A 21,576-nucleotide genomic window follows, 5' to 3' on the forward strand; every position below is an offset into this window, starting at 1 on the left:
CCGGGACACCGAACTGAATGCTGTTTGTCGCCTTCGCCATTCTGATCACCGTTGGCATTGCGCTGGCAATCAACGCGGATTTCGGTGCCTTTCTTGGACTGACCCAGGGTGAAACCGCCCGCGCCATCCCGCTCATCGTGATCCTGACCTTGCTGGCCAGCGCCTTGGTGGGGCGGCGGCACCGTCTGGGCGAGATCGTTGCGGGCTTTGTCGTATGGATCGCCATCGGAGCGGTGTTTTTCGTCGGGTATGCGCTGCGCGACGAATTTCCGCGCCTGGGCCAAAGGCTGATGGGGGAAATTCAGCCGGGAGCCGCGATTGTGGACCCCGAAACTGGCAATGTGCGCATCAACCGCTCGTTCGGCGGCAGTTTCCGCATAGAAACCACCGTCAATGGCGCAACTGTTCCCATGATCTTTGATACCGGTGCCTCGGCGGTCGTGCTCTCGGCGGCGGATGCGCGGCGGGCTGGGATCGATACCGAGGGCCTCTCGTTCCGGCTGCCGGTGCAGACGGCGAACGGCACCGGCTTTGCAGCCCCCGTGACGCTCGATCGGATCGAGGTGGGCAATATCAGCCGGAACCGCATTCGGGCCTTCGTCGTCCAGGACGGGGCACTCGAAACCAGCCTTCTCGGGATGACGTTCCTCGAGACGCTGTCGCGCTATTCGGTCAGCCAGGATTCGCTCGAAATTCACGATTAGGCGGGCCCAAGGCGGCATCCAGCCCGTCGGCAATGGCATCGAATACCATCCGGATGCGACGGCTCGTCTGGAGTTCGCGGTGGGCCACAACCCACATGGGGGCGCGCAGCGGCTCGATCTGGGGCAGGACGGGTTCGATATCGGCGAGATCGCCGACGGCATCCGCAAAGCTCGCGCCGATGCCGAGGCCCTGACGGATGAGATCGAGCCCGACAAGCGAGTTTGCGCAAATAACCCTGTAATTCCTGTGGCTGATGGGCACGCCCCGGGCGACAAGTTCCTTGATCAGGTCGTCCTCGGGTTGGAATCCGATGAACGGCGCATCGGCGTAATGGCCGGGATCGGCGCTCCTGCCGAACCGGTCGAGAAAGGTCTTTGCCGCATAAAGACGGATGAGGCCATCGGGACAACGTCGGGCCACAAGGTCTGGCTGGTCGGGGCGTACGTGGCGGATGGCGATATCGGCCTCTCGGCGCATCAGGTCGTTTATCGAGTTGGAAACGACGAGTTCGATGACGATGCCCGGGGCCGTGTCGCGCAGCGCGGCAAGGATCGGCGGCAGGATGCGCGCGGCGACGATGTCGATAGCCGTCACGCGCACGAGGCCTTCGACGCTTGTTGACTGTCCCGACGCGGCGAGCGAGATCCGGTCGGCGGCGTCCCCCATCGCCCTGACATGATCGACGAGTTGGCGGCCCGCTTCGGTCAGGACCAGCCGACGCCCGACTCGCTCGAAGAGCAAAAGGCCGAGATGTTGTTCCAGCGCCCCGATCTGACGGCTGAGGGTCGGCTGGGTCAGCCCGAGCACCCGCGCGCCTCCCGATAGAGAGCCCGCCTCCACCGTCGCCAGGAAGGCGCGCATCTGGTTCCAGTCGAAGGCGGGAAGGCGATTGCTCATAAGAATATGTATATCACTGCTGCACAATTGAGCAATTTTCCTATAAGCGCGAGCGGGCTATATTGGCGCCTACATATCCATGGGGGACGACAGTGGCCGAGACGGTGAAATTCTGGGACAGGCTGTCGGAGCGTTACTACCGCCAGCCGATCGCCGATGAAGAATCCTACCGCATCAAGCTCGAGGTGACGCAGGCGCTGCTCCGGCCCGATATGGAGATTCTGGAGTTTGGCTGCGGGACCGGGGGAACCGCGATCAAGCACGCAGCCCGCGTCAGGCACATTCGGGCCATCGATTTTTCCGAGGCGATGCTCGAAAAGGCGCGGGCACGGGCGCACGCAGCGGGCGTCGACAACGTTACGTTCGAGCGCGAGGATATCGTCGATCTCGCGATGCCGGACGAAATCTACGACATGGTGCTGGGGATGAGCATCCTGCACCTGCTCGAGGACCCCGACGCGGTGATCGCCAAGGTGTTCGCCATGCTCAAGCCGGGCGGGCACTTTGTCTCCAGCACGGCGTGCCTGGGCGATACGATGGGCTTTTTCAAGTTGATCGCGCCGGCCGGACGCGCGCTTGGATTGCTGCCGATCATCAATGTGATGACGGCGGATGCGCTGGTGGAGAAATTCCGGCGGGCTGGATTCGACATCGCTCACCGCTGGCAGCCGGGCAAGAGCAAGGCCATGTTCCTGATCGGGAAGAAGCCGGGTTAGGGCGCGCTGGCCATCTGTAGGCGCCCGAGCTCCCCTCGCCTCCGCTGCTAAGCTGCTTGTGCCCTGTCCAGGCAAGCGAAAGCCGCCTCGATGATTTCCGGCCCTGCCCCCGGCTTGCAAGCCTCAACCGAGAGAATCTGGCGAAAGCGCCGCGCCCCGGGCAGGCCGTTGGCCAGGCCGAGCATGTGGCGGGTGATCTGGTTGAGGCGGGTGGCCCTCCCCCGCTCGGCTTCCGCATAGGCGATCATCGTCTCCTCAATGTCCTTCAGGGCCGGAGCGGGACGGGTTTCCCCGAAGAAACGGGCGTCGACAGCCGCGAGGATCATGGGCTCGTGGTATGCGGCGCGGCCGAGCATGGCGCCATCGACGTGAGCGAGATGGGCCTCGACCTCGTCGAGCGAACCGATGCCGCCGTTGATATAGACGGGGAATTCGCCCAGGCGCTCTTTGAGACGGTAGACGCGGGGATAGTCGAGTGGCGGGATATCACGGTTCTCCTTGGGCGAGAGACCCTTGAGCCATGCCTTGCGGGCGTGGACATAGAGCGCCTCGATGCCGGTGTGGACCACCGCATCGACAAAGCGGTCAAGGTCCTTTTCGCCGTCCTGATCGTCGATGCCGATCCGGCATTTGACGGTGATGGGAATATCGGTGGCATCGCGCATGGCGCGCAGGCAATCGGCGACCAGATCAGGCTCCGCCATCAGGCAGGCCCCGAACTTGCCCGACTGCACACGGTCGGACGGGCAGCCGACATTGAGGTTGATCTCGTCATAGCCGAAGCGCGCGCAAATCCGCACCGCGGCGGCAAGCTCCGCCGGGACCGAGCCGCCGAGCTGCACGGCGAGAGGATGTTCGGCCTCGTCATAAGCCAGCAACCGCTCAGCATCACCATGAACGAGCGCAGCACTGGTCACCATTTCGGTGAACAACAGCGCGCGCGCAGTGAGCCGCCGATGCAGGTAGCGGCAATGCCGATCCGTCCAGTCCATCATAGGGGCAATGGCAAACCGCCGAGATACGCCAAGCTGCGATTTCCTTTCCTTTTCCACTACTTAGGCCTTTTCACTCTTTTTTTGAGTAGGCATCGATGCACCTCGTTGACTGTGCGGCACCCGTCAATTGTCACCGCCCAACTATAGGTCTCTTCGAGACAAGAGCGCCATCGCTCTCGACGATGTGCCGGTACATCGCCATCGTAATGGCCGAACTTCGTCATATCCGTTGAATTGGCCGGAGATATTTATCAACCATCGTGATGCTCGCGCTCGCAGTGGTTCTAATCGCCTAAGTTCATCCCTGGTCAGACGACGTGATCGGCATGTGCCACCTCAGACAGCGATGAGAATTTCTCGTACCTTTTCGGGGCAGTCGACCATGGGGTCATGGCCGCATTCCTCGAGAACGATTGCATCCCATGACGTGTCGTTCTGGCACCGCTCGAACGCAGCGTCGAATAGCGGCTGTGGGAACAACGGGGTACGCACATAGACTTTCTTGGCGATGCGCTCCCGGGCTCCGGTCAATTCTAGTGGTTGGAGCGAGACACCGATTGGCTGCGGCGTAACCTTGGAATCGAGCCAAGCAGCATCCTCGGGATTCTGGATCCGCAGCGCTGCAGCATTTGGACCAGGACGCGAAACCTCGTTGCGCGCGCGGGCTTCATCAAAGGCAGCTTTCTGCTGCTCATTGAGGAAATCATATCCCCGATCACCATGATCGGGCAAAAAGGCATCGAGATAAACAATGGCCCGAACACGGCCTTCGATCTCTTCGATGGCCTGGGTGATGACCCAGCCAGCATAGGAATGCCCGACAAGCACAACATCGTGCAGGTCTTCCCACAAGAACACATTGACCACATCATTGACGTGCGTCTGCAGGTCGATCTCGCCGCTCATGAGGTGCGATCGCTCGCCAAGGCCGGTCAGTGTTAGTGAATAAACACTGTGCCCGTCCGCGCGAAGTTTGTCAGCCAATTTGCGCCAGACCCATCCCCCGTGTCCTGCGCCGGGTACAAGTACATATGTCGTGGGTCGGGCGTTGCTCATGTCAATTCCTCGTCGCGAAGATTGTGTTTATGGTTCAAGTGGAGGCAAGGATCACCGTCAGTGCAGACTGCTAGCCGTTTCTGCAGCGCCGTAACACATACCGCTCGTCTGGCAGCACTAATGAGAGGTTAGGCAAACCCATAAGCCTGTTTCAATCAAGGCGCGTCCAGCCCCATTTCGTTAAGAACCGCGCCTGCCTCGTTGCTGGCAAAAAACGCTGCAAAATCCTTGACTTCCTGTTGGTTTGGGGACCCCACAATGGCGCCGATCTCGATTGGTGTCGGGTTCATGGCCGCTTCTGGAATGCAGTGCAATATCGTGATCCCTTCAATGGCCATCAATTCAATTCTCTGCTGAAATCCGAGCTCAACCTCACCATCCCTGACAGCTTTCCCGACCGGACCATCTATTACCCTAAGACGCGTGGTGATCCGTTCGGAACTCTTGAAGCGTGGTATCAACCTATCCCGGACATACAGGCCGCTGCCCGCTTCTGAGACACCTATGTTTTCAGCACCCAGAAGAGCTGCCTCAAGTCGGTCCATTGTATCGAGCTCAACGGAAGCACGCCGATTTGAAACCGCCACCGCAATGCAGGTCTTAAAAGCCTTCGCGCGGCAATTTTGGTCAATGTAGCCGTTCTGGATTTGCTGGGACATCAACGGACCGGGCAACAACGCAGCATCAGCCGCAGTCTGGCTCTTCAACTGGCTCACAATTGAGGTGGGCGCAGCGCCAGCGGCTGGTCCCCATCTGAAATTCAGATCACAGTGTCCATATATTTCGGACAAGCGCAAAAGAGCTGGAGCGAAGGCAGACGGTGCCAAAATTTGTAACGTTTTCAAGCTGCCCTCGTATAGGCCGGGATTGTTAATTGGGCTGGCCCCCACTCAGAAAGGGCCAGCCCCAATTGCTAGTCTCGTGTAATTCCCCGCTCTGATGCGAGCGCGATCCACATCGCGGACTCTGCCGCAATGTTCACGGCGAACTCTGCCGATGTCATGGTGCTGACATTCATCGAATTGGTCTCGAGCAATTCGGCGAAGGTACTTGTCGCCATGGCTTCTTGAATGTCGGCGTAGATTTTCTCGATGAGCTCTGCTGACATGCCGCCCGGCCCCATGACGCCGATCCAGCCGCTGACATCGGCCGTTTCAATGCCGAGTTCCGCTGTTGTCTGGCCATCTTCGAGCCCTTCGTATCGCTCCAGACCCAAGACGCCGATCGCCTTGATGTTGCCGCCTCTTACCTGAGGCAGGATCGCTGCGGTTGTGTTGATGAGGATGTCGGCGTGGCCGCCCATCAGATTTGCAATAGCCTCACTGCCGCCATTGAAGTGGACAACGTCCATCTCGATTCCGGTCCCGCTGCTGAACAGCTCCCCTGCGAAGTGACCGGAACTGCCGACGCCAGGCGTTGCGATGAACATCGGTCGTTCCCGCGCCTCCGAAATGAAGTCTTCCAGATTGTCGGCGTTTACATTGGAACCTGCAGCAATGATGAAGGGACTCGAACCGACCATGGCAATCGGGGTGATATCGGTTTGAGGATCGAATGGTAGATCATCCATAATGGCTGGTGCTGTCGCGAAAGCCGCGGTCGTAACAAGCAATGTATGTCCATCGGGTTCAGACTGGGCCACGCCAGCCGTCCCGATCATGGACCCAGCGCCGGGCCGACTCTCAACAACTACCGGCTGATCCCAGATACTGCCGAGCTCACTTGCCAACTGCCTGGCGATGAGGTCAGTGGATCCACCAGGCGCAAAGGGAATAACGATAGTCACGGGTTTGGTGGGAAATTCGAACGCGTTTGCTGATAGTGTCAATGCAAACACGCCTACCGTTGCCAACAAGGCTCTCATGTTTAGTCTCCTGTCGATCGTTGAATGCTTTCAGTCGAATAAATGGCCTGCCGGCTATGGCCAGCCAGCCCTCACAGGCCATGTTGCGCGCGATCTCATCAGCGAGCACTCCTATTCGGCACGTATCTGGCGGGTCTCGGCCAACTCGCTCCAGAACGCCATTTCTTCGATCACCATTGTCCGGAATGCACTGGAGGAAACGTCCGAAGCCATCATGTAATTGTCGTTGAGCATCTGAAGAAACGCATCGTTGGCGAGAACTGTAGCCACGTCCTCCTCAATCTTTTCGATCAAGGTTTCTGGCATCCCACCTGGCCCAAAAATGCCCTGCCAGATCCTGATATCGGGAACCTCCAGTCCTACCTCGGCGGCTGATTCCGTATCGGGCAGGCTCGCAAAGCGCGCGGCACCCAGAATGCCGATTGGCTTCACCTGACCGCCGGAAACGGCTGCCATCGAGGCGGCGGTCGAACTGATATAGATGTCGGCATGTCCGCCCATGAGGTCTGTGAGTGCTGGCCCGCCTCCCGAATAGTGAACGACATCAATGTCGCGCCCACTCACGCCCACAAACAACTCGGCAGCAAAATGGCTGGAACTGCCCAACCCTGCCGTCGCGACGAACATCGAACGGCCTGCCGCTTCCTCAAGGAGCGCGCCAAATGTGGTGGCCTCGACGCTGCTCCCTGCGACCATCAGGAACGGGCTGTAGGACACCATGGAGACAGGCGTAAGGTCTGTCTGAGGATCGAAGGGCAAGTCGTCATAGATGGCGGGCGCCGTGGCGACAGCCGTGGTATTGAATAGCAGCGTGTAGCCGTCGGGTTCGGATTGCGCGACATGGGCGGTCCCGATCATTGAACCGGCTCCTGCGCGGTTCTCAACGATCACTGGCTGCCCCCAGAGCTCCTGGAGCTGGGCCGCCAGCTGTCGACCGAGCAGATCGGTCGAGCCTCCTGGCCCATAAGGCACGACGAGCGTAACTGGCCGATTAGGAAATTCCTCGGCGAACCCCACTCCGCACAAGGTCAAAGCGAATAGGGATACGGCCATTCTCGCTAGGCGTTTTTTCATTTATTCCTCCTCCTTTATGACTGCGGCAGGGGCAAATTCCCTCCCGCAGGTTCGCGCTCCTGGCGCTGGGCATTCCCTACCGACGCCCCCTCTGGGGCGGTCGATCCGGCATCATTTCGACTTGTTCAGGAACTGTTCTACCGATGAACGGTGCTCTTCTGTGGTGTAACAGATGGCCTGAGCCTCCCGACCCAATGCAAAGATCTGATCGGCCGAACTTTCAAAGGTCTGGTTGAGAATGGCCTTGGTGAGCGCAATCGCCGCGGGTGAACCTTGGCTCAGTTCTTCTGCCCACTGCTGGGCCTCGAAAAGAAGGCGCTCGCTGTCCGCGACGCGATCGACAAGACTGATGCCAAGAGCCTCCTCGGCCTCAATCGTGCGGCCGGTCAGGATGAGTTCCTTGGCTTTGACAAGACCGACGCGCCGCGGCAGGAAATACATCCCCCCGCCATCCGAAACCAGGCCGCGCTTTACAAAGCTCATGGCCATCTTGGCGCCTTTGGCTGCAATGATGAAGTCGCAGGCCAGAGCCATGTCCAGACCAAGTCCGAACGCGGCGCCGTTCATCGCCGCGATAACCGGCTTGGTCAGCCCATAGATAGCGGCGACACCCTTGTGCGTGCTCTTCTGACGACGCCACCCGTTGAATGCGACCTTTCCAGAAGGCGCGGAGAGCCGCTCTTTCATACCGCCAACATCGCCACCTGAGCAAAAGCCTCTGCCCTCTCCGGTCAGAACCACCGCCTTTACTGCGACACTTGCATCGGCCCATTCAAAGGCTGCGATGAGTTCTGCGCGCATCTGGTCATTTATGGCGTTCAACACATCGGGGCGGTTGAGCGTGATCGTCGCGACGGCGCTCTTCAGGGAGACGACGACAAACTCGGCCTGCGGCGTAGAATCGATGTGGGGAGATGAATTCACTGTATTTCTTCCTTTTTCGGCGTCAGAGATGTGTTCTGGCATCAGTGTGCGGACAACGGCGGGATGCTTGTTGGCAAGGTATTGCCCGTCATGACCATCTCTGTGAGAGATCGGCGCGCTTCGGTATCGAGAACCTCCGAAGCGAGTTCATCGAACTTGTCGTAGAGTTCCTCGTCCGTCAGCGGCTGTTCGGGATCACCCTTGCGGGTTGCTTGGGTGAGCTTGAGCACACGTCCATCGCGGAGCGTGATCCTGATTTTCGCCATTCGTTTTCCAGGGTAAGCGGTAGAGAGCTCTGGATCCTCGCCTACCGTTACCCTGCGCATGAAGTTGCGAATGGCCGGGCGGGTTAGCGCCTCTGGCGTAAACGAGGACAACCGGAGCGTCCCACCATGCAGCAGATCGGCAATACAGTACTGCAGGCTGAACCGGGCATCACGCGCATTTTCGACCTTCATCCGGTCGCACAGCAATTTGGTTGCGGAATATCCCGAGACCTCGATCGACGCGACATCTTCCGCTTCGAACCCGCCTTGCGCGCGAAGAGCCTGCACGCCGTCAAGGCTGGGGAAAATATGGCCACAGCATCCATAGAATTTGAATGTCATGCGCGAGATGGGCGTCCACTCTCCCTGGCCAGAGAGCGCGCCAGCCCAGTTGCCCTTGGACTCGCTGGTTGCGGCGGCATAGCCATGCGGGGCGTGCAAACTGTCGAGCGACCCTGTCACACCCGCGGCGGCGGCATATCCGGCAAGGACACCTGCTTCGGCAGAGTGTCCGCAATGGAGCGGCTTGACCAGGCCACCGCCCTGCAAATTCTCCTGATGGCCACCTGCAAAGCTGGAGGCAATCGCTATGGCATGAGCGATCTTTTCTGCGTTGCAACCCAGCAGCATGGCTGCGGAAACGGCGGCACCCATTGTGCCCACCGTCGCGGTGATGTGCCAATTGCGATAGTGGCTCGGCTGTAGCGCCAGGGCAATTCGGCAACCGGCTTCATAACCGCCGATGACCGATCTGCGGAAATCCTCATAGGACGCGCCAGCATCTTGGGCGACAGCGAGCGCGGCCGCTATTGTCGTACAGCCGGGATGATAGCCCCCATCGCGATATATATCGTCAAATTCCGTCGTATGGGACGCTGTACCGTTAATCAGCGCCGCATGCCTTGCCGAGCACCTTTGGCCGTCCACATAATTCACCGCATCTCCTGCCCCACGGGTTGAAGCAAGGACGGCGGACAGATTGGTGGCTGGCGCACAAACAGTCCCGGAAAGCATGGATGCGAACCAGTCGAGGATTGCTCTGCGCGCATGCCAGTCGATATCGCTTGGCAAGGGGCAACCGGCCCAGCGCGATGCGGCATCAGCCAGTGTTGTTAGCGGATTCTGCATTGCGATATCCTCCCCGGGCCATTCGCCTGAAAGTCGGGAGACGGCCCTTTTGCTTTGACTTATTCCTTCTTTTCGCGGCGCTCCTTTCAACTGATCTTTGGTTCTGGCCGACCCTCCAAAGAGTAGGGCAACCGAGGTCGGAAAAGGGAACTGCAACAACGGCCGGGAGATAAGTGATTACCCGCGGCCTCGCATAATCTGTGCTCATGCCTGACAAAGAAAATGCTGGTTAACTGGGCACTCCAGATGGCTGATGCTGAGCATGAGAGCTCAACGACGGCGAGATAAAGCGCGGGCCGAGCTTACTTCTCAACCGGAGGCAACATGGCAGGACGGCTCGCAGGCAAGATCGCAATCATTACCGGCGGCGGAAGCGTCGGCCCTGGATGGGGGAACGGTAGAGCTGCAGCCGTGCGGTTTGCCGAAGAAGGCGCCACGGTTGTTGTCACGGACATCCGCAGGGAGGCGATGGAGGAAACCGAGCGACACCTTTCCCCTGTATCGAGCGACTACGTCCTCGAGCAGTGTGACGTCACTGACAGCAGTTCGGTGGAACGGTTAGTGAAATCAACGCTGTCGAAGTTCGGACGCATCGACGTTCTCGTGAACAACGTAGGCGGTTCGGCCAAGGGCGGTGCTGTCGAGTTGACGGAAGAGGATTGGTTGAAGCAGCTCAGTTTCAACCTGACCAGCGTGTTTCTGACCTGCAAGCACATCCTGCCGACAATGATCGCCCAGAATGGAGGGGCGATCATCAACACCGCATCCACGTCCGGGATAAGATGGACCGGGTCCGCACAGGTTGCGTATGCCGCCGCTAAAGCCGGCGTTATCCAGTTTTCCCGGGTGACGGCAGTCCAATACGCTCCGCATAATATTCGCGTAAACACGGTCGTACCCGGCCAGATGCACACGCCGATGGTTGAGGCCCGTCTGGCCCGCCAGCGCGAAGGCGGCGACGTCGAGATCCTCCTGCAAAAGCGGCAGAGCCGCATCCCCCTGCCCTTCATGGGTGACGGTCGGGATACGGCAAATGCCGCCCTGTTCCTGGCGTCCGACGAAGCCAGGTTCATCACCGGGACCGAAGTTGTAGTCGACGGCGGAATGTCTGTGCGTTGTGACTGAGGATTCTGAGAACAACCAGCACGCGGGGATCGAGCCGCGTAAAGTTGCGTTGCCAGACATCTTTCGGCTTCTGGCCGTTTTCTGTGTGGCCATTGCCGCAGGCTGGGGTTTTGAGCGCCTGGGCGTACCGCTGCCATGGATGATCGGCCCTCTCGTCTCAACGGCCGCAATCTTTGCATTGGGTCTCGTCAAACGTCAGGTCCCCAACAAAATCCGCATCGTCGGCCAGGTCGTTGTTGCAAGTCAGGTCGGCCTGACATTTACGCCTGCCGCTCTGGCGATGTTGCTGGAATGGGCACCGGTGATCGTAACGACGTCATTGATGACGGGTTTGTGCATTGTCGCCGTGTCCGCGTTGTTATCGAAGGCCAGCGGAATGCGGTTGTCCCAGGCTTTTCTCGCCGGCGCGCCGACGAGCCCGGTCGAAGCTGCGAGTATGGCTATCAAGGCCGGGATCGATCCGACCGCGGTAACCTACGCGCAAACGTTGAGACTTTCGGCGGTTGTCATTATCCTGCCCTTCGCGCTATTTTCGCTTTCGGGGTGGCCAGATGCCGGCAGGACACCCGTGCATTGGGGAGCCTTTGACGTTTTCGGCGCAACCCTGCTGGGCGCTATTGGATTGGGCGGCGCGCTCATAGCGAGGATGCTGCGCATTCCCAATCCGAACTTTCTGGGACCGCTCGCCTTCGCGGCAGCGCTGGCTGCGGCAGGATATGGACCAATGCCATTCCCTGGCCTTATCCTAGCGCTCGCACAAGTTGTTCTGGGAACTTGGTTGGGCTCCAATTTTCAGCGTCGTCGCTTGGCGTCGGCGGGTCGGCTGACCCTCCACTTTGCCGCTTCGACGATGCTCGTTCTCGGAATGTGCTCGGGTTGCGCCGTGGTGATTGCATTCGCAACCGGCCTGAACTGGGAAACGCTGGTTCTGGGCGCCGCTCCCGGTGGTGTCGTAGAAATGGCCTTGACGGCAAAATTCCTCGGCCAGAACGTGTCTTTGATCACCGCGTTCCACTTGACGCGCATTTTCATGTTCATGCCCGCCATCCCTTGGATCGTACATTTCATGGTTCGCCATGAACGGCGCAATACCCCTGAAGCGGTCTCATAACGAAGCGGAGATTAGCAATGCGACTTCAGCCACCCGACCCGACATCGATGAGCGAGAAGCAAACCGAAGTGTACCAGGCGATCGCATCCGGCCCACGGGGGCGTGTACGCGGCCCATTGGCCGTTTGGCTGCACCGCCCGGAATTGGCAGAGGCCGCCCAAGCTCTGGGTAGCTATTGTCGTTACAGCTCGTCGCTTGAGCCACATCTGTCCGAGCTGGCGATCCTGACGACCGCCCAGATATGGCAGTCCGAATTCGAGTGGTGGGCACACAAGCCGCCTGCAATTAAGTCTGGGCTCTCCCTGGACGTGATCGAGGCGCTTCGCCGAGGCGAAAAGCCGGACTTTGATGATCCCATGGCCGGTGCCGTCTTCGAGGTCGTCCGCGAATTGAACGCGACGCGCGCGCTCGGGGATCAACTCTACGAACGCGCGCTCAGCATCTTGGGCCGCGACCGGCTTGTCGATCTGATCGGACTATGCGGCTACTACACACTGATCTCCATGACGATCAACGCGTTCGACATAGGCCTGCCCGCGGGCGAAACCAATGAACTGACTGAACGACATCGCCCGACTGAATAACGCATCAGGAACCGTGGCTTGAGCGCGAAAAACGTAAGAGGCCCGGCGAACACTCGCCGGGCCTCAATTCAAGTCCTCCGTGCGGGGTGGTATTAGTCGCCGGTGATGCCGCGTTCATCGGCAAGCCGGACCCAGAGATCCATCTCTGCCTCGACCTGAGCCTTGAATTGAGGTGCCGAGGTGCGGCCCTCGATGACAAAATTCTCCTGGAGGATGCCCTGGAAGGCCTCGCTCCAGATGACCTCGTTCACGTCCGAATTGATCCGATCGAGAAGTTCGTCACTCATGCCGCCGGGACCAAAAAGACCAATCCAACCGTCAACATCGATCCCGCGCACCCCGTTCTCGCCGCTCGACTCAAAATCCGGCAACAGCACAAATCGCTCTTCCCCCAGAACGCCAAGCGCCTTTAACTGGTTGTTGTTTACATAGGGCATGACGCTGGCGGTGGTGCTGATATAAATATCGGCATGGCCACCCATCAGATTGGTGTTGGCTTCACCACCTCCTGAGAAGTGGACGACGTCGCCGGGAATACCGGCTTGCTGTATGAGCAGTTCAGCAGCAAAATGACTCGAGCTGCCGACACCCGCAGTCGCAAAGAACATCGGGCGCGCTTGAGCTTCTGCAAGGAATTCCGCAAATGTTTCGGACTCGACCTGGGCGCCACCAACGACCACATAGGGGCTGGTGGCGATCATGGCGATCGGGGAAATGTCCGCTTTTGCGTCAAAGGGAAGATCAGTCTGGACGGCCGGAGCCGTCGAGAATGCTGCCGTATTGATCAGAATTGTGTGACCATCGGGTTCAGCTTGCGCCAGCGAGGCAGTGCCGATCATCGAACCTGCTCCCGGACGGTTTTCCACGACGACCGGTTGCCCCCATTTTTCTTGCAGCTCATTGGCAAGCTGCCGTCCCAACAGGTCTGTCGATCCGCCCGGCCCGTAAGGGACGATAAGCGTCACCGGTCTGTTCGGGAAGTCCTGGGCGACCCCAGCTCCTCCAGCGGCCAGAACAACCAATGTTGCAGCGATTATTGTCTTCATGATTCAAGCTCCTCCTTATTTGCTTGTTTAGATTTGGTGCGCGAACAATTGTCCGCGCGCAGTTCGTTCGCGTTCGTCAGGACTGTTTTGCAGACGCCAGTGCCCCATTGCGTTGTCTCAGTCCGGACCAGATGCTCCAGACGAGAAGCAGTGCCGTTATCGCGAGCACAGTGCCGCTGATCGGACGCTCAAGAATGGCCGTGAAGTCACCTCGCGCCAGCACCATTGCGCGGCGGAAGTGCTGCTCAACGAGGGGGCCGAGAACAAAGCCAAGAAGAAGGGGCGCAGCGGGCCAGCCGAAGATGCGCATTGCATACCCCAGTGCGCCAAAGATCATGACGGCAAAGATGTCAAAAACCACATATCTTACGCTATATGCCCCTATGCAGACGAAGATCAGGATTGCTGGGTACATGAGGTGATATGGCACCAGCAGCAGACGAACCCACAGCCCAATCAGCGGCAGATTGAGGATGACGAGCAAAACATTGCCAATCCAGAAACTCATCACGAGTCCCCAAAACAAGGCCGGCTGATCTGTAATGAGATTTGGCCCGGGGCTAATGCCGTGGATCATGAGGGCACCAAGCATCAACGCCATGGTTGCGCTTCCAGGAATGCCAAGCGCCATGGTTGGAATGAACGCCGTCTGATCGGCGGCGTTGTTGGCTGACTCGGGAGCCACGACGCCCTCGATTGCGCCTTGCCCGAACCGTTGCGGCTCGCGGGAGACGCGTTTCTCAACGGCATAGGACATGAAGGCAGCAACCGAGGGGCCGGTGCCAGGGAGGGCCCCGAAAAACGCGCCGATCGATGATCCACGGAGCATGGGCAACCAGGACCGCTTCAGTTCTTCCCGGTTCGGCAGCATCGATCGAAAGGTGATGCCCTTGCGGTCGATGTCTTTGACCGTGATCCGACGCACCGAGGCGATGATCTCGCCCACCCCAAATAACCCCATGGCCAGTGCACTTATGCTCAACCCATCTAGCAGATCGAGAGAGCCGAATGTGTAGCGCGCCGTTCCACTCTGACTGTCCATACCGATGGTCGCGATCAACATGCCGAGGATGACCATGGCCAGGCCTTTGAGCGCTGAGGCGCCCGAAATGCTCGAAGCGGCGACGAGCCCCAGCAGCATCAGCGAAAAGTACTCGGCCGACCCGAAAGTAAGTGCGTAGGCGGCGATCACGGGCGAAAAGAGCGTCAGGAGGACAATCCCAATAGACCCGCCGATAAAGGACGCCACGGTCGTCATCAGCAAGGCAACGCCGGCCTTTCCTTGCCGCGCCAATGGATACCCATCCAGACACGTGATCGCACTGGACGTGGTGCCGGGAATATTGAGCAGTATCGAGGCGGTACTCCCGCCGTAGCTGGTTCCATACCAGATGCCGGCCAGCATGATCAGGGCCGCCGTAGGATTGAGATGGAAGGTGATCGGAAAGAGCATCGAGATGGCGGCAAGCGGCCCGATTCCCGGAATGACGCCCACCAGCGTCCCGAGAAAAACGCCGGCAAAGCAGAAAACCAGGTTGGTCGGCGACAGCGCCGTTTCCAGTCCGAGCGCGAGGTTGGCAAAGATTTCCATCAGAAGGGCCACGCGAACGGCGGAATGGTCAGTCTGAGGCCGACGATAAAGATGACATAGGCCATAAGGGAAAGAGCCAGGCCAAGAATGACGCACAGTAGTGGGCGGAAATTCAACTCAGCAAAAGTTGCGACAATGGTTGCGACAAAGACCGCAGGAATAAGTCCGAAAGGACGGACCAGCACCGCAAATGCGGCGATGCTGCCAAGAATGAAGATCGGCGTCAGTGTCCGAACCTCGGGAAACCGTCCTGAACGAAAGAACCCGGAAATCGAAATGGTGACTCCGAATAGAGCCATCAACACGCCCAACGCAGCCGGAATCATGCCCGGACCCATGCGGGTTATGGTCCCCATGTTGTAGTGCATGAAGGCATAGGCAGCCGCAGCCAATCCCAGCGCGGCAAGTAGACCTCCTCCAAGGATGTCGCGAAAGTCGCGATCTACCACTTCTATACCCTCCCAGTTTCCTCCGCACCGACGGCGCGTTCTGGATAGTCGGGGGTATAGATGAAGCATTCAACTTGCCAGATTGCATGGACGCATAACCAAAAGTGAGGAATGGCGGGTCGCTGGATCGCTTGTGGCAGAACGGCCGCCCAGCCATACTTCCAACATGCAAGAAGAGCTGATCACACAGGGCTGGCACTTCGAACCCGGCGACGGTTTTATGGCACTTGTCGGGGGCCTCTGGTATCGCCGCAAAGACAACACCACAGAGTTCGGATTTCCATCAACCGATATGCACGCCAATCGTGGGGGTGTCGTTCACGGAGGCATGTTGTCGGCGTTCGTCGACCGTGCTTTTGGCCAAATGGCACGGGAAACCAGTGCGGTTGACCGGGTTGTAACGATCAGCCTCACCGTACAATTCATGATCCCCATGCCTATTGGCCAGTTTGCGACAATAGCTCCAAAAATCGTCAGGATGACCGGCAGGTTGGCGTTTGTTGAAGGCACACTAATTTGCGACAGTGAACCGATCGTCTCGGCGCAAGGCGTCTGGCGCCTGATACGCTCAACCTAAAAGCTTAGGCGAGAACCACCAGTCCGTCAGCCGCCGCAACGCCTTCCCGTTCGGGCATGACGAACAGTGGGTTTATCTCGGCCTCGACCAGTTTATCACCTAGTGCCTGTCCCATGTTGGCAATGCTGAGAACGGCTTTGACGAGCGCGGACACGTCATAGGCGCTGCTGCCGCGATAGCCGCCAAGGAGGCTGGAGACGCGCAGTTCATCCACCATTTCCTGGGCGTCCTGTTCGGAGAGTGGAAGGAGCCTGATCGCGACGTCGTTGGTCAGTTCAGCCAGAACACCACCTGCCCCCAACAAGACAAATGGCCCAAGTTGCGGATCGTAGCGCAATCCCAGGATCATTTCGATCCCGCCCTTGAGCATCTTTTGCACCAGGTAGCCCTCGGGGGCCGGAAGGTTCTGGGCCGCGAGACTTTGCGCCATCTGCTCCAGCGCATCGCCGATGTTGGCTTCGTCGAGCGAAACCCGCACACCGCCCACGTCGGATTTATGCGCGATCTCGTTGGAGAGCACCTTGAGAACCACTTTCCCTCCCAGTTCTCGTGCTGCAGCGACGGCCTCCTCGGCACTTTGCACAATGCGCTGCTCTGCGCCTGCGAGGCCAAAGCGCTCGAAAAGTTCGCGCGAGTTTGCTTCGTTGAGCGTCCCTGAAGGAAGGATACTTTTATCAATGCCGCCATTGGCAATCTGTGGGGCACCGGCGCGAATGGCCCGGGGCAGTGCAGCGATAAGCGCCGATGCACAGGTTTCAGGATCGGTATAGCTTGGGATGCCTATGAGATTGAGATCACGAAGAATGTCGGGCGCGCTGGGGCTGACGTAGGCAATCAAAGGCTTATCGCTTTTGGCCGCGCCATTCTTGATCGCACCGACCGCAACATCGGGTTGCGCCAGTGCTGATGATCCGACGACCACGACAACGCCATCGATGGACTGCGACGTCAACAATGCCTCGGTTGCCGCAGTCATCACCTCGGGTCGGACACCTGCAAGCGTTACATCAACCGGGTTGGCCATTGATGGCTCACCGACTGCGAGAATGGATTGCAGGCGTTCGGCCGTCTGGGCGTCCAGTAGCGGTACGTCCAGTCCGCCGAGCCCGCAATTGTCGGCCACAAGGCTGCCAGCTCCACCAGTTGAGGTCAGAACGGCAACGCGCTTGCCCTTCATCACGCGTTCGGTAGCCAGCATGTTGGGTAGATTCAGAAGGTCGCCAAATGTTTCTGCCCTGATGATACCGGTCTGACGGAAGAGTGCGTCATATACCCGGTCCTCACCCGCCAGTGCGCCGGTATGTGACACGGCCGCGCGCGCGCCGGACTCCGACCTTCCAACCTTATAGACGACCAGTGGCTTGCCTACGGCCTGTGCACGCCCGGCGGCAGCTCGGAATTTATCGATCGATCTGATGCCTTCGACATAGGCTGCAATGACGCGGGTGTCCTTGTCGTTGACGTAATAATCAATGAGATCGGCAATCTCTACATTCAGTTCATTGCCTGTCGACGCAAGTTTTGAAAAGCCAATACCTTGCGCGGTTCCCCTCGAAAGCAACGCCCCCAGAATGCCCCCGCTCTGGGATGCGACCGAAATCCCACCCACGGGAAGATTTTCCATTTCCAGCGCGCCGCTCGCTGAGAGAACGATACCCTTGTGAAGGTCCATCGCACCTATCGTATTCGGTCCCAGAACGCGCATGGACCCGGCTGCTTCAAGCAACTCCACTTGACGGGCGGCACCTTCCGCACCTGCTTCTCCGTACCCTGACGCGAGGACGACCGCTAGCTTGGTCCCGCGCGCAGCCAGTTCACGGACAGCCTGATGAGCGCGCTCCACGCCGAGCAGTACAATAGCCGCGTCTGGCGCTTCTGGAAGATCGCCAATCGAACCAAAACACTTCAGGCTCGCAATTTCATCGGCCTTGGGATTGATCGGGTAAATCCGGCCCGTATAGCCGTGTTTGAGCAAATAATTGACCGGACGCCCTCCGGTCTTTCCCGGATCCGCCGAGGCACCCACTACCGCCACGCTTTGTGGACTGAAAAGAGCATCAAGAGCTGCAAATTGGTTGATGATGCCCAGAGTCATCACGATCTCCTCATTCCACTTCAAAGCGCCACGCGGCCAAAAAAGTCCGCGAACGTCTATTCTCATTTGGCCGGACTTTGGGTGTTGCTTGCTTGTTGGACAACTGAGAATAGGGAGCGGACATCCAAACATCTGGTTAGGCTCGAAGCGGCCCGGTTTTGATTTGATTGACCAACCTTGGGTTATGCAAATATGCTCGCCTTCGGGAGGAGTATCTAAATGCTCAAACGAAACGCACCGCTTAACGCACTGCGCGCTTTTGAAGTCGCCGCACGTTATCTCAGCTTCACGTTGGCTGCCCAGGAGCTCAACGTCACACAGGTTGCGGTCAGCAAGCAGGTGAAGACTCTCGAAGACTATCTTGAAACCCAGCTGTTCGTGCGCGGACACCGGTCACTTGCTCTCACCGAGGAAGGCAAGCGACTGGTTGCTCATCTGACGTCGGCGTTTGAAGAAATTTACGAAGGAATTGATTCTATAAGCATGCGCGGGCGACGCGATGTGGTGGCTATTCAGGCCTATACAACCTTCGCTCAGCGATGGCTGATTCCCCGCCTTTCCAAATTCCATGCAGCCCATCCCGACATAGAGGTGCGCATTTCGGCCTCCCTGCAACCTGTGGATTTTTCCTCAGGCCAGTTGCACTGCGCGATCAGGTCGGGGGACGGGAAATATACCGATTGCCAAAGCGAATTGCTGATCCCAATCGTGCTGACGTCTGTCTGTTCTCCGAACCTCTTGGGAAACGGGAACCTGAACGTTCCCGAAGACCTTCCAAACCACACGCTGATTCACAGTCTGGCCAGGCGCGATGATTGGGGGCGTTGGCTCGCCGGCTCCGGCAATTCGGACCTTCATTGCCCACGCAACATGAAACTGGAAAACTCGGCTCTTTGCTACGAGGCGGCAGCCGAGGGTATCGGGGTGGCGATGGCGATCCAGGCGCTTGTTCAGCCGGCGCTCAATAACGGACAGTTGGTGGAGCCTTTCAAGGCGCGCGTACGGCTTGATGAGGGCTACCACTTCATCTGGCCATCCAACAGGCCGCTTCGCGGAAGCGTGCAGATTTTTCACCAGTGGTTGCTTGCCGAGGCGGCGTCAACTATTGCCGCCGCCCAAGCCATAGAGACACGGTCCGCCTGAAACAGGTTTGCTCTCAATTGTCGGGATTGCCGATTCCGAACTTGCGCAAATCGGCCAGACGCTTGTTTGGGCCGGCGTCGGCAACGAAACTCGCGCAGGCATGAGAAAATCGCACCGCGTCCTGTCGGCTCGCCCAGTGTAGCGGCCCTCCGGTCCAGCGGGGGAATCCGTAACCGTTGACGAGAACCACGTCGATATCCCCAGGACGCAGCGCAATGCCCTCTTCAAGCACGAGTCCGGCTTCGTTGACGATAGCTGCCAACGCCCGCAACTGGATCGTTTCCGGATCAATCTGCTTGCGCTCGACCCCCTTTTCCATCGAGGCCTTCATTATCAGGTTTTCGACTTCCGGATCTCTTTCCGGCTGTCCGCCATCGCCATAGCGGTAGTATCCCAACCCCGTCTTCCGCCCCAAACGCCCGGCTTCGCACAGTCGATCGGGAATATGCACATACCTTCCAGAAGCTGCCTGCGCGCCTCCATTCTGCTGGCGCATCCGCCATGCAATGTCGAGCCCGGAAAGATCGGCGACTGCGAACGGCCCCATTGCAAATCCAAATGCCTCAAGGGCGGCATCGACTTCGTGAGGCAAAGCCCCATCTTCGAGCATGATTTCACAGCTTGCCCTGTAGGCGGAATAGATGCGGTTGCCGATAAACCCGAAGCCGTTTCCGGCCTCGACGGCCTGTTTGCCAAGGCGCTTGGCGACGGCAAGTCCAGTCGCCATTGCCTCGTCGGAGCTGAATTTGCCGCCAACGACTTCGAGCAGCTTCATTGCATAGGCGGGAGCAAAAAAGTGCAACCCAACGACATTCTCGGGGCGGCTCGTCGCATCCGCGATAGCATCGATATCCAGATAAGACGTGTTGGTAGCGAGCAGTGCCTGCTTGTTTGCAACGACGTCAAGTTCGCGAAACAGCGCGGTCTTGGCGCCGAGATCTTCGATGATGGCCTCGATGAGGACGTCGCAAGTATCGAGCTTGGAAAGATCATATCCAGTTGCCAGATTACTCTTGGCAGCATCGGCTGCCCCCGAAGACAGCCGTCCAGCCGACTGTGCCCGATCAAGGACGGTGCCGATCAAGGTGCGCGCACGCGCAATTGCACCCTCGTCGGAGTCGATAAGCGTCACACTGTAGCCCGCTTGCAGAATATTTGCAGCGATACCAGCTCCCATCGTTCCCGCACCCACGACCCCAAAACTGGAGAACGGCCTTGCCTTGGCCTGCCTGCCCTCCCGGCCCCGGCCCGCATCCCGTTCTGCGAAAAATATGTGCCGTAGTGCCCGTGCCTCATCTCCTGTGCGCAACCGCTCGAAAACTGCGCGCTCACGATTGAGTCCTTCCTGTGCGGAAACATGCCCTGCAAGTCTGATGCAGTCTATCGCCGCTGCGATATGTGGTCGGTGTCGGCCCGACCCAAGCGCCTTGCGTGCAGCAGCCTCTACGCTTTCCACAGCTTTATCCGGGACCGATCGGTCAATCACCCGCCGCTTTGTCCCGACCAACGCTACGGCCAACTGCCTTGCAGCGACCCTGAGATCGCTTTCGACAACCTTGTCGACCATTCCCAAGGCCAGCGCCTGCTCAACCGGCAGCCTCTTGCCCGTGCAAATAAGCTCGATCGCCTTGGACGCGCCTACAATCCTGGGAAGTTTCTGGGTTCCACCTGCCCCCGGGATGACCCCGAGCGTCGTTTCCGGCAGGCCCACCAAGGCTCCTGACAAGGCTATCCGCGCGTCGCAGGCGAGGGCCAATTCATAACCACCGCCAAAAGCCGCGCCCTGTAGTGCGGCGACAAAAGGTAATCGCGACGACTCTATTTTGGAAAGGATCGCCGGCAATTGAGGATATGCGAGCGGAAGGTCAAATTCGCTGATGTCTGATCCGGCTACGAACGTCTTTCCGGCCCCGATCAGGACGACCGCTTCGATCTCCTTGTTCCCCTCGATTTCGCCAAGGGCAGCAAAAAGATCCGAACGCACATCGCTTGAAATGGCGTTTACGGGCGGATTATCCAAAATCAGAAGCGCGACCGAGCCGTCTCGATCGATGTGAACAGTTCCACCCATTGCCGAATTACCCGCTCATTCTGCCCAACAGAAAATAGCGGACCAATGGTCAGACACCTGGCCGAAGCCGATCCACGTCCGCTATTGAAGCAGTCTGGAAATGATAATTGGGTAAGACAACTGCAGCTTCCTTGGCCAGACCTTACTTATTGTAATGAT

20 protein-coding genes are annotated in these 21,576 nt (G+C 58.7%); 7 read left to right on the forward strand and 13 right to left on the reverse strand.

Annotated features, from left to right (window positions below):
• The first annotated feature begins 17 nt into the window (after positions 1-17).
• Positions 18-704, forward strand: coding sequence for a retropepsin-like aspartic protease family protein (locus I2G20_RS07850; protein ID WP_196259140.1), 687 nt, complete (start codon positions 18-20; stop codon positions 702-704).
• Here I2G20_RS07850 and I2G20_RS07855 read toward each other — a convergent pair.
• Entirely contained in the window at positions 673-1,602 is a 930-nt protein-coding gene (locus I2G20_RS07855) for a LysR family transcriptional regulator (RefSeq protein ID WP_196259141.1), read from the reverse strand. The genes I2G20_RS07850 and I2G20_RS07855 overlap by 32 nt on opposite strands.
• Positions 1,603-1,694: 92 nt before the next feature.
• On the opposite strand from I2G20_RS07855, the gene I2G20_RS07860 reads away from it, so the two are divergent.
• A complete protein-coding gene (locus tag I2G20_RS07860) occupies positions 1,695-2,318 on the forward strand; it encodes a methyltransferase domain-containing protein (protein WP_196259142.1) in 624 nt (207 codons plus the stop codon).
• A gap of 47 nt (positions 2,319-2,365) precedes the next feature.
• Here I2G20_RS07860 and dusA read toward each other — a convergent pair whose 3' ends face one another.
• The 7 genes from dusA to I2G20_RS07895 form a co-directional block, all read right to left on the reverse strand.
• Positions 2,366-3,370 (reverse strand): tRNA dihydrouridine(20/20a) synthase DusA, encoded by a 1,005-nt coding sequence (gene dusA, locus I2G20_RS07865; RefSeq protein ID WP_343070317.1) that lies wholly within the window; start codon positions 3,368-3,370, stop codon positions 2,366-2,368.
• Between the two features lie 279 nt (positions 3,371-3,649).
• Positions 3,650-4,369, reverse strand: coding sequence for an alpha/beta fold hydrolase (locus I2G20_RS07870; RefSeq protein WP_196259143.1), 720 nt, complete (start codon positions 4,367-4,369; stop codon positions 3,650-3,652).
• A gap of 155 nt (positions 4,370-4,524) precedes the next feature.
• Positions 4,525-5,214, reverse strand: coding sequence for a substrate-binding domain-containing protein (locus tag I2G20_RS07875; protein WP_196259144.1), 690 nt, complete (start codon positions 5,212-5,214; stop codon positions 4,525-4,527).
• Positions 5,215-5,282: 68 nt separating this feature from the next.
• The gene (locus I2G20_RS07880; protein WP_196259145.1) at positions 5,283-6,233 is read right to left on the reverse strand and encodes a Bug family tripartite tricarboxylate transporter substrate binding protein; all 951 of its coding nucleotides are present in this window, start codon (positions 6,231-6,233) and stop codon (positions 5,283-5,285) included.
• Between the two features lie 111 nt (positions 6,234-6,344).
• Positions 6,345-7,307 carry a Bug family tripartite tricarboxylate transporter substrate binding protein gene (locus tag I2G20_RS07885; protein WP_196259146.1) on the reverse strand — a complete coding sequence of 321 codons (963 nt, stop codon included), beginning with the start codon at positions 7,305-7,307 and terminating at the stop codon, positions 6,345-6,347.
• A gap of 111 nt (positions 7,308-7,418) precedes the next feature.
• The gene (locus tag I2G20_RS07890; RefSeq protein ID WP_196259147.1) at positions 7,419-8,273 is read right to left on the reverse strand and encodes an enoyl-CoA hydratase/isomerase family protein; all 855 of its coding nucleotides are present in this window, start codon (positions 8,271-8,273) and stop codon (positions 7,419-7,421) included.
• Complete coding sequence (locus tag I2G20_RS07895; RefSeq protein ID WP_196259148.1) at positions 8,273-9,625, reverse strand: MmgE/PrpD family protein; 1,353 nt, start codon at positions 9,623-9,625, stop codon at positions 8,273-8,275. Before I2G20_RS07895 ends, I2G20_RS07890 begins: the two co-directional genes overlap by 1 nt.
• 324 nt (positions 9,626-9,949) lie before the next feature.
• On the opposite strand from I2G20_RS07895, the gene I2G20_RS07900 reads away from it, so the two are divergent.
• Genes I2G20_RS07900 through I2G20_RS07910 form a run of 3 tightly spaced genes read left to right on the forward strand, consistent with a single transcriptional unit; the run spans position 9,950 to position 12,445 of the window.
• Positions 9,950-10,750 carry an SDR family NAD(P)-dependent oxidoreductase gene (locus I2G20_RS07900; RefSeq protein ID WP_196259149.1) on the forward strand — a complete coding sequence of 267 codons (801 nt, stop codon included), beginning with the start codon at positions 9,950-9,952 and terminating at the stop codon, positions 10,748-10,750.
• Positions 10,743-11,861 carry an AbrB family transcriptional regulator gene (locus I2G20_RS07905; RefSeq protein WP_207747570.1) on the forward strand — a complete coding sequence of 373 codons (1,119 nt, stop codon included), beginning with the start codon at positions 10,743-10,745 and terminating at the stop codon, positions 11,859-11,861. Before I2G20_RS07900 ends, I2G20_RS07905 begins: the two co-directional genes overlap by 8 nt.
• Before the next feature lie 17 nt (positions 11,862-11,878).
• Positions 11,879-12,445 carry a carboxymuconolactone decarboxylase family protein gene (locus I2G20_RS07910; RefSeq protein WP_196259150.1) on the forward strand — a complete coding sequence of 189 codons (567 nt, stop codon included), beginning with the start codon at positions 11,879-11,881 and terminating at the stop codon, positions 12,443-12,445.
• 92 nt (positions 12,446-12,537) lie between these two features.
• Here the strand turns inward: I2G20_RS07910 and I2G20_RS07915 are convergent, their stop codons facing one another.
• The 3 genes from I2G20_RS07915 to I2G20_RS07925 form a co-directional block, all read right to left on the reverse strand.
• A complete protein-coding gene (locus I2G20_RS07915; RefSeq protein WP_196259151.1) occupies positions 12,538-13,491 on the reverse strand; it encodes a Bug family tripartite tricarboxylate transporter substrate binding protein in 954 nt (317 codons plus the stop codon).
• A 76-nt stretch (positions 13,492-13,567) separates the two neighbouring features.
• On the reverse strand, positions 13,568-15,082 hold the full coding sequence (locus I2G20_RS07920) for a tripartite tricarboxylate transporter permease (RefSeq protein WP_196259152.1): 1,515 nt from the start codon (positions 15,080-15,082) through the stop codon (positions 13,568-13,570).
• Positions 15,082-15,531: a tripartite tricarboxylate transporter TctB family protein gene (locus I2G20_RS07925; protein ID WP_196259153.1), complete on the reverse strand. Its 450-nt coding sequence runs from the start codon at positions 15,529-15,531 to the stop codon at positions 15,082-15,084. The genes I2G20_RS07920 and I2G20_RS07925 overlap by 1 nt, the downstream gene beginning before the upstream one ends.
• A gap of 133 nt (positions 15,532-15,664) precedes the next feature.
• Between I2G20_RS07925 and I2G20_RS17475 the strand changes: the two genes are divergently transcribed.
• Positions 15,665-16,108, forward strand: coding sequence for a hotdog domain-containing protein (locus I2G20_RS17475; protein WP_196259154.1), 444 nt, complete (start codon positions 15,665-15,667; stop codon positions 16,106-16,108).
• A gap of 4 nt (positions 16,109-16,112) precedes the next feature.
• On the opposite strand, the gene I2G20_RS07935 is transcribed toward I2G20_RS17475, so the two are convergent.
• Positions 16,113-18,203 carry an acetate--CoA ligase family protein gene (locus tag I2G20_RS07935; RefSeq protein ID WP_196259155.1) on the reverse strand — a complete coding sequence of 697 codons (2,091 nt, stop codon included), beginning with the start codon at positions 18,201-18,203 and terminating at the stop codon, positions 16,113-16,115.
• Between the two features lie 219 nt (positions 18,204-18,422).
• Here I2G20_RS07935 and gcvA point away from each other — a divergent pair, with 219 nt between their 5' ends.
• On the forward strand, positions 18,423-19,346 hold the full coding sequence (gene gcvA / locus I2G20_RS07940) for a transcriptional regulator GcvA (protein ID WP_196259156.1): 924 nt from the start codon (positions 18,423-18,425) through the stop codon (positions 19,344-19,346).
• Between the two features lie 13 nt (positions 19,347-19,359).
• On the opposite strand, the gene I2G20_RS07945 is transcribed toward gcvA, so the two are convergent.
• Complete coding sequence (locus I2G20_RS07945; protein ID WP_196259157.1) at positions 19,360-21,417, reverse strand: 3-hydroxyacyl-CoA dehydrogenase NAD-binding domain-containing protein; 2,058 nt, start codon at positions 21,415-21,417, stop codon at positions 19,360-19,362.
• Between the last annotated feature and the right edge of the window lie 159 nt (positions 21,418-21,576).

The sequence above is a fragment of the Pelagibacterium limicola genome, from assembly GCF_015694405.1.
Taxonomy (GTDB): domain Bacteria; phylum Pseudomonadota; class Alphaproteobacteria; order Rhizobiales; family Devosiaceae; genus Pelagibacterium; species Pelagibacterium limicola.